Source organism: Pseudomonas sp. R11-23-07, assembly GCF_003852295.1.
Classification (GTDB): Bacteria; Pseudomonadota; Gammaproteobacteria; order Pseudomonadales; family Pseudomonadaceae; genus Aquipseudomonas.
The window spans coordinates 4142926-4157663 of sequence record NZ_CP027761.1 but is presented as its reverse complement, the minus strand read 5'-3'; the positions used below and the strand labels follow the sequence as shown (position 1 = coordinate 4157663).

General features: G+C 61.2%; 14 protein-coding genes. 12 read left to right on the top strand and 2 right to left on the bottom strand.

Annotated features, from left to right (window positions below; genetic code table 11):
• Positions 1 to 50: 50 nt before the first annotated feature.
• On the bottom strand, positions 51 to 3224 hold the full coding sequence (gene rne, locus C4J84_RS19005; protein ID WP_372238193.1) for a ribonuclease E: 3174 nt from the start codon (positions 3222 to 3224) through the stop codon (positions 51 to 53).
• A 758-nt stretch (positions 3225 to 3982) separates the two neighbouring features.
• Between rne and rluC the strand changes: the two genes are divergently transcribed.
• From rluC to C4J84_RS18990, 3 genes are read left to right on the top strand one after another with little or no spacing between them, the layout of a single operon-like run.
• On the top strand, positions 3983 to 4942 hold the full coding sequence (gene rluC / locus C4J84_RS19000; RefSeq protein ID WP_065951059.1) for a 23S rRNA pseudouridine(955/2504/2580) synthase RluC: 960 nt from the start codon (positions 3983 to 3985) through the stop codon (positions 4940 to 4942).
• Entirely contained in the window at positions 4929 to 5591 is a 663-nt protein-coding gene (locus C4J84_RS18995) for an HAD-IA family hydrolase (protein ID WP_124405023.1), read from the top strand. Before rluC ends, C4J84_RS18995 begins: the two co-directional genes overlap by 14 nt.
• 21 nt (positions 5592 to 5612) lie before the next feature.
• On the top strand, positions 5613 to 6596 hold the full coding sequence (locus C4J84_RS18990; protein ID WP_124371574.1) for a S49 family peptidase: 984 nt from the start codon (positions 5613 to 5615) through the stop codon (positions 6594 to 6596).
• A gap of 133 nt (positions 6597 to 6729) precedes the next feature.
• Here C4J84_RS18990 and C4J84_RS18985 read toward each other — a convergent pair whose 3' ends face one another.
• Positions 6730 to 7308, bottom strand: a complete 579-nt coding sequence (locus C4J84_RS18985) for a nucleoside triphosphate pyrophosphatase (protein WP_124371573.1) — start codon at positions 7306 to 7308, stop codon at positions 6730 to 6732.
• Between the two features lie 105 nt (positions 7309 to 7413).
• On the opposite strand from C4J84_RS18985, the gene C4J84_RS18980 reads away from it, so the two are divergent.
• The 9 genes from C4J84_RS18980 to mltG all read left to right on the top strand — a co-directional run bounded on the left by C4J84_RS18980 (position 7414) and on the right by mltG (position 14737).
• Entirely contained in the window at positions 7414 to 7944 is a 531-nt protein-coding gene (locus C4J84_RS18980; protein WP_124364014.1) for a YceD family protein, read from the top strand.
• A 13-nt stretch (positions 7945 to 7957) separates the two neighbouring features.
• The gene (gene rpmF, locus C4J84_RS18975; protein WP_008152339.1) at positions 7958 to 8140 is read left to right on the top strand and encodes a 50S ribosomal protein L32; all 183 of its coding nucleotides are present in this window, start codon (positions 7958 to 7960) and stop codon (positions 8138 to 8140) included.
• Positions 8141 to 8144: 4 nt separating this feature from the next.
• Positions 8145 to 9155 (top strand): phosphate acyltransferase PlsX, encoded by a 1011-nt coding sequence (plsX, locus tag C4J84_RS18970; protein ID WP_124371572.1) that lies wholly within the window; start codon positions 8145 to 8147, stop codon positions 9153 to 9155.
• A gap of 126 nt (positions 9156 to 9281) precedes the next feature.
• Positions 9282 to 10226, top strand: coding sequence for an ACP S-malonyltransferase (gene fabD / locus C4J84_RS18965; RefSeq protein ID WP_124371571.1), 945 nt, complete (start codon positions 9282 to 9284; stop codon positions 10224 to 10226).
• Positions 10227 to 10255: 29 nt separating this feature from the next.
• Positions 10256 to 10999 (top strand): 3-oxoacyl-ACP reductase FabG, encoded by a 744-nt coding sequence (gene fabG, locus C4J84_RS18960; protein ID WP_124368026.1) that lies wholly within the window; start codon positions 10256 to 10258, stop codon positions 10997 to 10999.
• Between the two features lie 191 nt (positions 11000 to 11190).
• A complete protein-coding gene (gene acpP / locus C4J84_RS18955; protein WP_010566559.1) occupies positions 11191 to 11427 on the top strand; it encodes an acyl carrier protein in 237 nt (78 codons plus the stop codon).
• A 128-nt stretch (positions 11428 to 11555) separates the two neighbouring features.
• Positions 11556 to 12800, top strand: a complete 1245-nt coding sequence (fabF, locus tag C4J84_RS18950; RefSeq protein ID WP_124364010.1) for a beta-ketoacyl-ACP synthase II — start codon at positions 11556 to 11558, stop codon at positions 12798 to 12800.
• Positions 12800 to 13615 carry an aminodeoxychorismate lyase gene (pabC, locus tag C4J84_RS18945; RefSeq protein WP_124371570.1) on the top strand — a complete coding sequence of 272 codons (816 nt, stop codon included), beginning with the start codon at positions 12800 to 12802 and terminating at the stop codon, positions 13613 to 13615. Before fabF ends, pabC begins: the two co-directional genes overlap by 1 nt.
• Positions 13616 to 14737 (top strand): endolytic transglycosylase MltG, encoded by a 1122-nt coding sequence (gene mltG, locus C4J84_RS18940; protein WP_124371569.1) that lies wholly within the window; start codon positions 13616 to 13618, stop codon positions 14735 to 14737.
• The last annotated feature ends 1 nt before the right edge of the window (position 14738 follow it).

Below are 14738 nucleotides of genomic sequence, written 5' to 3'. Positions count from 1 at the left end.
AAAAAGCCCCGCCTGATTGCTCAGGCGGGGCTTTTTATTGGCTGATGGAATCAGACGAGGGGTTTAGGCTCGTGCTCTTCTTCCTGGGCGTTTTGCTCTAACGCGGCAGCAGCGGCGGCAGCCTCGGCTTCCTTGCGGCGACGACGCACTTCACGTGGGTCGTTCGGTGCACGGCCGTTTTCAGTCAGGGCGCTTGCCGGTGCAGCTTCAACCACCGGAGCAGCGACTTCGGCCACTACCGGCGCTTCAACCACGGGGGCATGCTCAACGACTGGGGCGGGCTCAACCACGGGGGCAGTTTCGACCTCTGGGGTCGGCTCGGCCACTACGACATCTGCAACCGGAGCGGGTGCCTCTTCTACCACGGGGGCAGGAGCGGGCGCTTCAACCGGAGCGGCAGATTCGGCAGTCCATTGGAAGGCGGTCTGTTCTTCGCGAACTTCACGCACCACTGGAGCAGCTTCTTCAGCAACCGGTGCTTGCTCGGGCGCTTGAACCACTGGCTCAGGCTCGACGACCGGGGCGACTTCAACGGCAACCACCTCGGTCACGGGTTGAGCGTCGCGAACCGGTGCTACTTCCACTTCCGGAACCACTGGGGTTTCGATTGGGGTAGTGGCTTCCACCACAGGTGCTTCAACCACTGGAGTCTCGGCAACAGGCGCTTCTACCGTAGCGGTCTCTTCGAAAGCAGCAGTCTCTTCGACAGCGGCGGTAGCGCGTTCAGCCTGCTCATGAGCCTGGGCTTCAGCCGGTGCGCTGATGACCGAGCTGGCCACGGCGGCAGTCACGGCCAGGCCGGCAGCCAGTTCGTCACCGGTCGGTTCGTGGTTGCCAGTTTCTGCGTGCTCGCCGGCTTCTTCCGGACCTTCGATCACGTTGCCGTTGGCATCACGTTGACGCTCACGACGGTTGCTGCGACGACGCTGACCACGGGAGCGGCGGCGTGGACGATCGCCTTCGGCGTTGTCCTGGCCCTCTTCCTGCAGTTGCTCTTCGCCGGTCAGCACTTCTTCTTCGCTGGCGGCAGCGGCTTGTTCGGCGCGCGGTTGACGCTCTTCACGCGGAGCACGTGGTTGACGTTCCTCACGTGGCGCGCGCTCTTCACGCGGCTGACGAGCCGGGCGTTCTTCGGTGGTTGCGGCTGCGGCGGCGGCAACGGCAGGTGCCGCGTCCAGAGGCTCGCGCAGTTCGCGCACACGTTCTTCACGCTCGCCACGCGGCTTGCGGTCTTCACGTGGAGCACGTGGAGTGCGCGGTGCGCGCTCTTCGCGAGGTGCGCGTTCTTCACGGGCTACGGTCGGGGTTTCTTCACGGGCTTCGCGAGGTGCACGCTCTTCACGGGGCGCGCGTTCTTCACGCGGAGCACGTTCTTCGCGCGGCTTGCGCTCTTCGTCGCGGCGACCGTTGCGGTTACGGCTCTGCTGACGACCGTTGCGACGTTCTTCGTTGCGCGCAGGGCGTTCGGCGGCGGTTTTTTCAACCACAACCGGCGCGGCGGGCTCTTCCTTGGTGGCGAACAGGCTGACCAGGGATTTCACCAGGCCTTTGAACAGGCTTGGCTCAGGCAGGGCGGCCGGTGCGGCAACCGGAGCGGCGGCTTCAACCGGAACCGGTGCGTTGGCACGGGCCGGTGCGGTCTTCACCGCAGCTTCCTGGCGAACCAGGGTGCGGGTCGCAGCGGCTGGCTGGACTTCTTCCACTTCGGCAGCGGCAGCGGCGATTTCGTAGCTGGACTGGCCGCTGTGGGCTTCCGGGCTGTCATCGCGCAGGCGCTGCACTTCGAAGTGCGGCGTCTCGAGGTGATCGTTCGGCAGGATGACGATACGGGCACGGGTGCGCAGTTCGATCTTGGTGATCGAGTTGCGTTTTTCGTTGAGCAGGAAGGCGGCAACCGGAATCGGCACTTGTGCGCGAACTTCGGCGGTGCGGTCTTTCAGGGCTTCTTCTTCGATCAGGCGCAGGATCGCGAGCGACAGCGATTCAACGTCACGGATGATGCCGGTGCCGTTGCAACGCGGGCAGACGATGCCGCTGCTTTCACCCAGGGACGGGCGCAGGCGCTGACGGGACATTTCCAGCAGGCCGAAGCGCGAGATGCGGCCGACCTGCACGCGGGCACGGTCAGCTTCCAGGCATTCGCGGACTTTCTCTTCCACGGCGCGCTGGTTCTTGGCCGGGGTCATGTCGATGAAGTCGATCACGATCAGGCCGCCGATATCACGCAGGCGCAGCTGGCGGGCGATTTCTTCAGCCGCTTCCAGGTTGGTCTGCAGGGCGGTTTCTTCGATGTCGCTACCCTTCGTGGCGCGCGCCGAGTTGATGTCGATGGACACCAGGGCTTCGGTCGGGTCGATCACGATGGAGCCACCGGAAGGCAGTTCGACTACGCGCTGGAAAGCGGTCTCGATCTGGCTTTCGATCTGGAAACGGTTGAACAGCGGAACGCTGTCTTCGTACAGCTTGATCTTGCTGGCGTACTGCGGCATCACCTGGCGGATGAAGGTCAGGGCTTCGTCCTGGGCTTCAACGCTGTCGATCAGCACTTCGCCGATGTCCTGGCGCAGGTAATCGCGGATGGCGCGGATGATCACGTTGCTTTCCTGGTAGATCAGGAAGGGCGCGGAGCGATCCAGGGAGGCTTCTTTGATGGCGGTCCAGAGTTGCAGCAGGTAGTCGAGGTCCCACTGCATTTCTTCGCTGCTGCGGCCCAGGCCTGCAGTGCGCACGATCAGGCCCATGTCGGCCGGAGCGATCAGGCCGTTGAGCGCTTCACGCAGTTCGTTGCGCTCTTCGCCTTCGATGCGACGGGAAATACCGCCGGCACGCGGGTTATTCGGCATCAGCACCAGGTAACGGCCAGCCAGGCTGATGAAGGTGGTCAGGGCGGCGCCCTTGTTGCCACGTTCTTCTTTCTCGACCTGAACGATGACTTCCTGGCCTTCGCTCAGGACGTCCTTGATGTTCACCCGGCCTTCGGGGGCCTTCTTGAAGTATTCGCGGGAGATTTCTTTGAGGGGCAGGAAGCCGTGGCGCTCGGAGCCGAAATCGACAAAGGCAGCCTCAAGGCTAGGTTCGATGCGAGTAATACGACCTTTATAGATGTTGGCCTTCTTTTGCTCGCGGGCACCGGATTCGATATCCAGGTCGTAGAGGCGTTGGCCATCTACCAGTGCAACACGCAACTCTTCGGGTTGGGTTGCGTTAATCAGCATTCTTTTCATGTTGTACCGTCGGTTTCCGGGCTGCCGGAAACGGCGTTCGGCACACACGACTTCTCACGGTCGGTGTCAGGTGCGTCAAGAGTGGTTGGCCACTCCAGTGTCCAGCAAAACCTGCCAATTGGGCGGGTATCGCGACGGACGCGTCCTGCTTGTTAGCGGTGGTGACAAAGGCACCACTTCAACAAAAGCTAAGGTCAGGAGGAGGAATCAACCGGCGACTGTGGACGAGATGAAGCGTCTAAATATAAGCCTAGTGCTACACGGTCCGACGGTTGTGCATCTCCACCCTACACGTATCCCTGATAATTCGGGTGCTGCCGCGCGCAGAATCCGCAGCGGGTTGGCATTTACCGTGTTCTCCAATGGGGAGTCCACGCTCATGGCTAAACAAGACTAGGTGTGGGCGACTGCGCTCGCACTCAGCTCTTAACAGGCGTTGTTTCCGAAGCATTCGCCATGGTCTGGCCCGAGACTGACTGCACTTTGTGAACTGGCCGTAAATATCGGCGCGCAAGGCGAGTATTCACTCTGCTTTGCGCACTCGCTTCAGGCCTCATGTCACCTGCGCTTGTTACAATCTCAAGCCTTCCAAGGTGGCGAACGCCCCGTAGGACGGCCTCGCGTCCTGATGAATTGCGATGGTCAGGGCCGGCAGTTTGCCGCAAGTCCTCTGTCCAGGCCGCTTTTGGCGGCGTTCGCGACTATAGCAGCAATGATTAAGTGCTTCAATTCCATAAAAAATTGTTATCATCGCCGCCATGACGACTACCGCCCCCCAGACCCCCAGCGTCCAGCTGCTCGAGGTCTCGCCGGAATATGCCGGCCAACGCATCGATAATTTTCTCCTGGCCAGGCTCAAAGGCGTGCCCAAGACCTTGATTTACCGCATCTTGCGCAAAGGCGAGGTGCGCGTGAACAAAGGTCGGATCAAGCCCGAGTACAAGTTGCAGGCGGGCGATATCGTCCGGGTGCCGCCAGTGCGTGTGCCCGAGCGCGACGAGCCGGTGCCGCTGGCCCAGGGCCTGCTGCAGCGCCTGGAAGCCTCGATCGTGTTCGAAGATAACAAACTCATCGTGATCAACAAACCCTGCGGCATTGCCGTTCACGGCGGCAGCGGCCTGACGTTCGGCGTGATCGAAGCCTTTCGTCAGCTGCGCCCGGATGCCAAGGAGCTGGAGCTGGTCCACCGACTGGACCGCGACACCTCCGGCCTGTTGATGATCGCCAAGAAGCGTAGCATGTTGCGCCACCTGCACACCGCCCTGCGTGGCGATGGCGTGGACAAACGCTACATGGCGCTGGTGCGAGGCAACTGGGCCAGTTCGATCAAGAGCGTGCGAGCGCCGTTGCAGAAAAGCAACCTGCGCTCCGGTGAACGTATGGTGGAAGTGGACGAGGAGGGCAAAGAGGCCCTGACCCTGTTCAAGGTGCTGCGCCGCTTCGGCGACTTCGCCACCCTGGTCGAGGCCAAGCCGGTGACCGGGCGTACCCACCAGATTCGCGTGCACACCCTGCACGCTGGCCATTGCATTGCCGGTGATACCAAATACGGTGACGAGGATTTCTCCAGGGAAATTCGCGACCTCGGCGGCAAGCGCCTGTTCCTGCACGCCTATATGCTGACCGTGCCGCTGCCCGATGGCGGTGAGTTGAAGTTGCAGGCGCCAGTCGATGAAATGTGGGCCAAGACCGTGGAGCGTTTGAGTGTCGCGCCTTGATTACAAGCTGCTGATCTTCGACTGGGATGGAACGCTGGCCAACTCCATAGGGCGGATTGTCGAATCGATGCACATGGCCTCGACCCGTTCCGGCTTCGAGCCGTGCAGCGACCTGGCGGTCAAGGGCATCATTGGCCTGGGCCTGCCTGAGGCCATCCGCACGCTGTACCCGCAGATCGACGACTCGCAACTGATCGCGTTTCGACAGCACTACGCGGATCACTACATCGCTCTGGAAGCCGAGCCTTCACCGCTGTTCGACGGTGTGAGGCAGTCCCTGGAAGCGTTCCGTGCCCAGGGCTATTACCTCGCCGTGGCCACCGGCAAGGCCCGGCGCGGGCTCGACCGCGTGCTCAAGGCGCATGGCTGGGACGATTATTTCGACATCACCCGTGCCGCGGATGAAACCGCCAGCAAACCCCACCCTCTGATGCTGGAGCAGATCCTGGCTCACTGCGGTGTAGCGCCGCGCCAGGCACTGATGGTGGGGGATGCGTCCTTCGACCTGATGATGGCGCGCAATGCGGGCATGGACAGCGTGGCGGTCAGCTACGGCGCCCAGGCGGCCGAAGCCTTGCAGCAATATGAGCCCAGGCTGACGATCGATCATTTTTCTGAACTGCAGGCCTGGCTCGGTCGGGCTCAATAAGTCTTTGCTGGGGTTAATGGCATGAGTGACGAGTGGAAAGCGCCTGAAAAGGCCGATAGCAGCGACGACAAAAGCTGGAAGTTGCTGGAAAAGACCTTGTTGGCCAGCGTGCAGGAGCAGCGTCGCTCGCGGCGTTGGGGGATTTTCTTCAAGCTGCTGACCTTCGTGTACCTGCTGGGCATGCTGGCGTTGTTCAGTCCGCTGATGGACATGGAAAAAAGCGCCACCCGGAGCAGCCACTACACCGCCTTGATCGAAGTGCGCGGGGTGATCGCCGACAAGGAGCCCGCCAGCGCCGACAATATCGTCAGCAGCCTGCGCGCCGCGTTCGAAGACCCCAAGGTCAAAGGCGTGGTCCTGCGCATCAATAGCCCCGGTGGCAGCCCGGTGCAGTCGGGTTATGTGTATGACGAGATCCGCCGTCTGCGCGCCCTGCATCCAGATACCAAGCTTTATGCGGTGATCTCGGACCTCGGGGCCTCGGGTGCCTATTACATCGCCAGCGCCGCCGACCAGATCTATGCGGACAAGGCCAGCCTGGTCGGCTCCATTGGCGTGACGGCAGCCGGCTACGGTTTTGTCGGCACCATGGAGAAGCTGGGCGTAGAGCGTCGCACCTACACGTCGGGGGAGCATAAGGCGTTCCTCGACCCGTTCCAGCCGCAAAAGGCCGACGAAACGCAGTTCTGGCAGGGCGTGCTCGATACCACCCATCGTCAGTTCATTGCCAGCGTCAAGCAAGGGCGTGGCGATCGGCTCAGGGACAAGGACCATCCAGAGCTGTTCTCCGGCCTCGTGTGGTCGGGTGAGCAAGCGCTGCCGCTGGGCTTGATCGACGGCCTGGGCAGTGCCAGTTCGGTGGCGCGGGATGTGATTGGCGAGAAGGAGTTGGTGGATTTCACGGTTGAGGAATCGCCGTTTGACCGCTTCTCCAAAAAGCTCGGTGCCAGTGTGGCTGAGAAGCTGGCCCTGTACATGGGCTTCCAGGGCCCGACCCTGCGCTGATCTCTCAAAGTAAATGCAGGACAAAATGTGGGAGGGGGCTTGCCCCCGATAGCGGATTATCAGTCAGTACATCTTTGACTGGACAATCGCCATCGGGGGCAAGCCCCCTCCCACATTTGAATCTGCAGTGCTCTCAGGGGATTTGCACACCTTCCGCCAGCAGCATATCTACCAGGCGAATCAGCGGCAGGCCCACAAGGCTGGTCGCATCCGGCCCTTCGGTGCTCTGGAACAGGCTCACGCCCAGGCCTTCGGCCTTGAAGCTGCCCGCGCAGTCATACGGCTGCTCGATCCGCAGGTAGCGTTCGATGCGTTCAACGCTCAGTTCGCGCATGTGCACGGTAAAAGGGATGCAGTCCACCTGGCAGTGCCCGGTATCGCTATTGAGCAGCGCCAATCCGGTGAGGAAGCTCACACGCTTGCCGCTGGCTGCCAGCAATTGTTCGCGGGCGTTTTCGAAGGTGTGCGGCTTGCCGATAATCCGTCCATCAAGCGCAGCCACCTGATCCGAGCCGATGATCAGGTGTGCTGGATGACTGGCGGCGAGGGCGCGCGCTTTCTCTTCGGCCAAGCGCTTGACCAGCTCAATAGCGGATTCATCCGGGCGATGGCTTTCATCGATATCCGGCGCGCCGCAGGTGAACGGCAAGTGCAGGCGGCTCAGTAATTCCCGGCGATAAACCGAGCTGGACGCAAGTAATAAAGGCAGCATGGACGTCTCCTCAAGGCAGCCGCAGATTCTAGCGGCGTGACCGGCTGACGCACAGGACTGAATTTCCTTTGACATGGCTGGGTGCATCCCTATAATGCTGCGCCTATGTTGAATGACCCGATTCCACCTCACGTTGACCCGCGCAAATTGGCTGATCGTGGCACTTCCCTTCAAGGTGAATTGCCGCTGGCCGATTTGGAGAGACTCTGCGACTCGCTTTCCGACACTGTCGGTGCGGTCCAGGCCAAATTCGTTTTTGAACGAGATGAACGTAAGTCTGTGGTAATCCACAGTTTTATCGACACCGAAGTCAAGATGGTTTGCCAGCGTTGTCTTGAGCTGGTCACCCTGCCGATCCACAGCGAATGCAGTTATGCCGTGGTGAAGGAGGGTGCGAATACCCAGTCGTTGCCGAAAGGTTATGACGTGCTGGAACTGGGCGAAGATCCTTTGGATCTGCATGCACTGATCGAGGAGGAGCTTTTGCTCGCCTTGCCCATTGTGCCTGCTCATCATCCGGAAGAATGCCAGCAGCCGGCGGGTCTCGATGACGAGCCCGAACCGAGCGAGGACGAGGTAACGCGGTCCAACCCGTTCAGTGTATTGGCGCAGTTAAAGCGTGACCCAAACGTTTAGGAGTTAATCAATTATGGCTGTTCAGCAGAACAAAAAATCCCGCTCTGCCCGTGACATGCGTCGTTCGCACGATGCCCTGACGGCAAGCACTCTGTCTGTAGAAAAAACCACCGGTGAAATTCACCTGCGTCACCACGTATCGCCAGAAGGCGTATACCGTGGCCGTAAAGTGATCGACAAGGGCGCTGACGAGTAATCACTTGTCTGCTCAAGTCATCGCGATTGACGCAATGGGCGGGGACTTCGGTCCCCGCAGCATTGTTCAGGCCTGCATTGCCAGCCTGTCTGCAACGCCCTCGCTGCACCTGACCCTTGTCGGTCAACCCTCCCTTCTTGAAGAACTGATTGCCAGCCATCCGGCGGTGGATCGTGCGCGCCTGACGGTTACAGCGGCCAGCGAAGCCATCACCATGGACGAAAAGCCGGCAGCGGCCCTGCGCGGCAAGCCCGACTCGTCCATGCGCGTGGCGTTGCAATTGCTGCGCGACGGCAAGGTGCAGGCCTGTGTCAGCGCCGGCAATACGGGCGCGCTGATGGCCTTGTCGCGGCATGTGCTCAAGACGCTGCCGGGCATCGACCGGCCGGCGATGGTGGCGGCGATTCCGACGCAGAAAGGTTATTGCCAGTTGCTGGACCTGGGGGCGAACGTCGACTGCAGTGCCGAGCACCTGTTCCAGTTCGCCGTGATGGGCTCGGTGGCGGCCGAAGCGCTGGGCGTGGTACGGCCACGCGTAGCCTTGCTGAACATCGGCACCGAAGACATCAAGGGCAACCAGCAGGTCAAGCTCGCCGCTGCATTGCTGCAGGGTGCGCGAGGCTTGAACTACATCGGTTTTGTCGAGGGTGACGGTTTGTACCGTGGTGAGGCGGATGTGGTGGTGTGCGACGGGTTCGTCGGCAATATCCTGCTCAAATCCAGCGAGGGCCTGGCGACCATGATCGCCACGCGCATCGAAGCACTGTTCAAACAGAACATGGTGTCGCGTGCTGTTGGCGCCCTGGCGCTGCCATTGATGCGCCGTCTGCAGGCCGACCTGGCCCCGGCCAGGCACAATGGCGCGAGTTTTCTGGGTTTGCAGGGCATTGTGGTGAAAAGCCACGGTTCGGCCGGTGTGGAAGGCTTTCAAAGTGCCATTGCGCGGGCCGTGATCGAGATTCAGGAAAACCTGCCGCAACGTTTGCACGGCCGTCTCGAGGATCTGTTGCCTTAGGCGAATTGGCCCGGGAGTGCTTAAATGTGACCGGCCAGTTCAATTGACCATCCAATCTGTCAGTTTCGTGCGCTCCCACCGTAGGGGCGCCTCTTTCCGACGACAAGATCATTAGGGGCTTGTTACATGTCTACATCCCTCGCATTCGTCTTTCCAGGGCAGGGTTCGCAGTCCCTCGGCATGTTGGCCGAGCTGGGCGCGCAATACCCGCTGATCCTGGACACCTTCAAGGAAGCTTCCGACGCACTGGGTTATGACCTGTGGGCGTTGACCCAGCAGGGGCCGGAAGAGCAACTCAATCAAACCGATAAAACCCAGCCGGCCATTTTGACCGCTTCGATCGCCCTGTGGCGTTTGTGGCTGGCCGAAGGCGGCGCGCGCCCGGCGTTCGTTGCCGGCCACAGCCTGGGCGAATACAGCGCGCTGGTCGCGGCGGGCAGCCTGACCCTCGCTGAAGCGGTCAAACTGGTCGAGCGTCGTGGCCAATTGATGCAGGAAGCCGTTCCGGCCGGACAGGGCGGCATGGCCGCTATCCTGGGCCTGGACGACGTCGTGGTGATCGAAGCCTGTGCCGAAGCGGCCCAGGGCGAAGTGGTCAGCGCGGTCAACTTCAACTCCCCTGGCCAAGTGGTTATCGCCGGTGCCAAGGCGGCGGTCGAACGCGCCATCGAAGGCTGCAAGGCCCGTGGCGCCAAGCGTGCGCTGCCGTTGCCGGTCAGCGTGCCGTCGCACTGCGAACTGATGCGCCCGGCCGCCGAGCGTTTTGCCGAGTCTATCGCTGCCATCAACTGGCAGGCGCCGCAGATCCCGCTGGTGCAGAACGTTAGCGCGGCGGTTGCCCCTGACCTCGACACCCTCAAGCGCGACCTGCTGGAGCAGCTCTACAAGCCAGTACGCTGGGTGGAATCGGTGCAGACCCTGGCCGCCAACGGCGCCACCGAGCTGGTCGAGTGCGGTCCGGGCAAAGTCCTGGCCGGCCTGAACAAGCGCTGCGCCGACGGTGTGTCGACTGCCAACCTCAATACCCCTGAAGCCTTCGCTGCCGCTCGCGGCACTGGCCTGAACGCTTAATCCCGATTTTGTACTTAGGAGAAGCCTGCATGAGTCTGCAAGGTAAAGTTGCACTGGTTACCGGCGCAAGCCGTGGCATCGGCCAGGCCATCGCCCTGGAGCTGGGCCGTCAGGGCGCCGTTGTGATCGGCACCGCCACTTCCGCTTCGGGCGCCGAGCGTATCGCCGCGACCCTCAAGGAAAACGGCGTGCAGGGCACGGGCCTCGAGCTGAATGTGACCAGTGATGCGTCCGTGGCGGCCGTGCTGGCTGAGATCACCGCTCAGTTCGGTGCGCCGGCGATTCTGGTGAACAATGCCGGTATCACCCGCGATAACCTGATGATGCGCATGAAAGACGACGAATGGTACGACGTGGTCGATACCAACCTGAACAGTCTGTTCCGCCTGTCCAAGGGCGTTTTGCGCGGCATGACCAAGGCGCGTTGGGGCCGAATTATCAATATTGGCTCCGTAGTGGGTGCCATGGGCAACGCCGGCCAAGTAAACTACGCCTCCGCCAAGGCCGGTCTGGAAGGTTTCAGCCGTGCACTGGCGCGTGAAGTCGGTTCGCGGTCGATTACGGTAAACTCGGTGGCCCCAGGGTTCATCGACACCGATATGACCCGCGAACTGCCGGAAGCACAGCGTGAAGCCTTGCTGACGCAGATTCCGCTGGGCCGTCTGGGCCAGGCTCAAGAGATCGCGAATGTGGTCACTTTCCTGGCATCCGACGGTGCGGCATACGTGACTGGGGCTACAATTCCAGTGAACGGCGGGATGTACATGAGTTAAATTGTGACGGATCGCTTCAAAAATATGTCATACGAGCTGTCTAAAATCCGTTATAAAGCTGCAACTTAATTTATAGGCAGGTGGCAGAGCGGGTACAGGGTGAAGCTTTCAGTTGAAAAGCTGAAATGGCTTTCTATACACTTACCCACTGGCCAGCTGCCTGAATTTGTCCATTAGGAGTTAAACAAGGTATGAGCACCATCGAAGAGCGCGTCAAGAAAATCGTTGCCGAGCAACTGGGCGTCAAAGAAGAAGAAGTGACCAACACTGCTTCCTTCGTAGAAGACCTGGGTGCCGATTCCCTTGACACCGTTGAGCTGGTGATGGCTCTGGAAGAGGAATTCGAGACCGAAATCCCGGACGAAGAAGCTGAAAAAATCACTACTGTTCAAGCTGCTATCGACTACGTTACTGCCCACCAGGCGTAATAGTTTGTAGTCGTCGCTTGCTGTCAGGGAAAAACCGCACTGCTGTAACGGCGTGCGGTTTTTTCTTTAAGCGGTGACGAAAAGTACGCTGCGAAGCAGAGTGTCGTCATTAGAAAAAGGAGAGTGCTGTGTCGCGTAGACGCGTCGTAGTCACCGGTATGGGTATGTTGTCGCCACTGGGCACGGATGTGCCAAGCAGTTGGCAGGGCATTCTGGCTGGCCACAGTGGTATCGGTCTGATCGAACACACGGACCTTTCTGCCTATTCCACCCGTTTTGGCGGCTCGGTAAAGGGTTTCAATGTCGAGGAATACCTCTCGATCAAGGAATCCCGCAAGCTCGACCTGTTCATTCAGTACGGCCTGGCAGCCGGTTTTCAGGCTGTGCGCAATGCCGGCCTGGAGGTCACCGACGCCAACCGTGAGCGCATCGGCGTGGCCATGGGTTCGGGTATTGGTGGCCTGACCAATATCGAAGAAACCAGCCGCACGCTGCACGATTCCGGCCCCCGTCGAATTTCACCGTTCTTCGTGCCGGGCTCGATCATCAATATGATTTCCGGTTTCCTGTCGATCCACCTGGGCGCACAGGGGCCTAACTATGCCATCGCAACGGCGTGCACCACGGGCACCCACTGCATCGGCATGGCGGCGCGCAATATCGCCTACGATGAAGCCGACGTGATGATCGCCGGCGGCGCCGAGATGGCCGCCTGCGGCCTGGGCATGGGCGGCTTCGGCGCGTCCCGTGCGCTGTCGACCCGCAACGACGAACCGACCCGTGCCAGCCGTCCGTGGGACAAAGGCCGCGACGGTTTCGTACTGTCCGACGGTGCCGGCGCCCTGGTGCTGGAGGAGTTGGAGCATGCCAAGGCGCGCGGTGCCACCATCTATGCCGAGCTGATCGGCTTTGGCATGAGCGGCGACGCCTATCACATGACCTCGCCACCGGCCGACGGTGCCGGTGCCGCGCGTTGCATCACCAACGCCTTGCGCGATGCGAAGGTCAACGCGGACCAGGTGCAGTACATCAATGCCCATGGCACTTCGACGCCGACCGGCGACCTGGCGGAAGCCGAGGCCATCAAGTCGGTGTTCGGCGAGCATGCCTATAAGCTGGCCGTCAGCTCCACCAAGTCCATGACCGGCCATCTGCTGGGCGCGGCGGGCGCGGTCGAGGCGATCTTCAGTGTCATGGCCATCAAGGACCAGGTCGCTCCGCCGACCATCAACCTCGATGAGCCGGACGAAGGTTGCGACCTGAACTTCGTGCCTCACGAAGCGCAACCGATGCCGATCGACGTGGTGATCTCCAACTCGTTCGGTTTTGGTGGCACTAACGGCTCGCTGGTGTTCCGCCGGTTCGCCGAGTGATGCACAGCTGGGTCGACGGTCAGCCAGCGGACAGCGTGCCCCTGAAAGATCGCGGCCTGGCGTATGGCGATGGGGTGTTTGAAACCATCGCGGTCAAGGCCGGGCAGCCGGTGCTGCTTGACCGTCATCTGCAGCGCCTCCAGGAGGGCTGCAGGCGCCTTGGGTTAGCCGCAGATCACGGGCTGGTCCGTAGCGAGGTGCTGGCCTATGCCACAGCCCTTGGCGATGGCGTGCTCAAGTTGATCCTGACCCGTGGCGACAGCCAACGCGGTTATGGCATCGACCCCAAGGCCGCTGCGCGCCGTATCTTGCAGGGCAGTCCGCCTGCCGCTTATCCCGAAACCCATGGAACCGACGGCATTCGCCTGTTTGCGTGTGTCACCCGCTTGGCCGAACAACCGCTGCTGGCCGGGCTCAAACACCTCAACCGCCTTGAGCAGGTGATCGCCCGCGCCGAATGGCAGGATGCCGAGCATGCCGAAGGCTTGATGCTGGATACGTCCGGTCGTGTCATCGAAGGTGTGTTCAGCAACCTGTTCCTGGTGCGCAACGGCTTGTTACTAACCGCTGATCTGAAGCGTTGCGGCGTTGCTGGCGTGATGCGCGCCGAGATCCTGGCCCAGGCGCAAGTGCTGGGCGTCCCGGTGGCTGTGGCCGACATCAGCCTCGAACAGTTGCAGCAGGCCGACGAAGTCTTTGTGTGCAACAGCGTTTATGGCATCTGGCCGGTATGCGAGTGCGCTGGGATGAGCTGGTCGGTTGGCCCGCTCACCCGTAAACTGCAGGGCATTGTTCGCGCGCTATTGGATATTTGAGTGATACGAAAACTGGTTGTACTGCTGCTGATCGGTGTGTGCTCGGCGGCTTTGCTGGCGGGCTTTTGCGCCTGGAAATACAACGCTGCCTTGAAACAGCCGTTGCATTTGACCCAGGAGCAATTGCTCGATGTGCCGACAGGGGCGACGCCCACTGGCACCTTCAATCGTCTGGAAGCCGATGGCGTGCTCGACGGTGCCTTCTGGCTGCGTCTTTATTGGCGTTTCAACCTCGAGGGCCAGCCGCTGCACAGCGGCGAATACCGGATGACCCCAGGCATGACCGCCGAAGGCCTGATCGGCCTGTGGCAGCGTGGGGAAGTGGTGCAATACAGCCTGACCCTGGTGGAGGGGTGGAACTTTCGCCAGGTACGCTCGGCCCTGGCTAAGCATGACAAGATCGTGCAGAGCCTCTCGGGCCTGAGTGACAGCGAAGTGATGGACAAGCTCGGCCATCCTGGCGTGTTCCCTGAAGGCCGCTTCTTTCCCGACACCTACCGTTTCGTGCGCGGCATGACCGATGTCGAATTCCTGAAGAAGGCCTACAACCGCCTCGATGATGTACTGGCCCAGGAGTGGAGCAAGCGCGCGCCTGATGCGCCTTACACTGAGCCTTATCAAGCGCTGATCATGGCCTCTCTTGTAGAAAAGGAGACCGGTGTGCCCGAAGAGCGCGGGCAAATTGCCGGTGTGTTCGTGCGTCGCCTGAAGATGGGCATGATGTTGCAGACCGATCCCACGGTGATCTACGGCCTGGGTGAGCGCTACAACGGCAAGTTGACCCGCGCCCATCTCAAGGAAGCCAACCCCTACAACACCTACATGATCGCCGGCCTGCCGCCGACACCCATCGCCATGGTCGGCCGCGAGGCGATTCATGCCGCACTGAACCCGGTGCCGGGCAGCAGCCTGTATTTCGTCGCCCGTGGCGATGGCAGCCATATTTTCTCGGATGACCTGGATGCGCATAATGCCGCCGTGCGTGAATTTCAACTCAAGCGCCGCGCCGATTACCGTTCCAGCCCGGCACCGGCAGCCAAGCCGCTGGACGACGCGGTGCCACCGGTTGACGGACCGGCAGAGCCTGCGCCGGACACCAGCGCCCCGCAAAGCCCGCAATGAC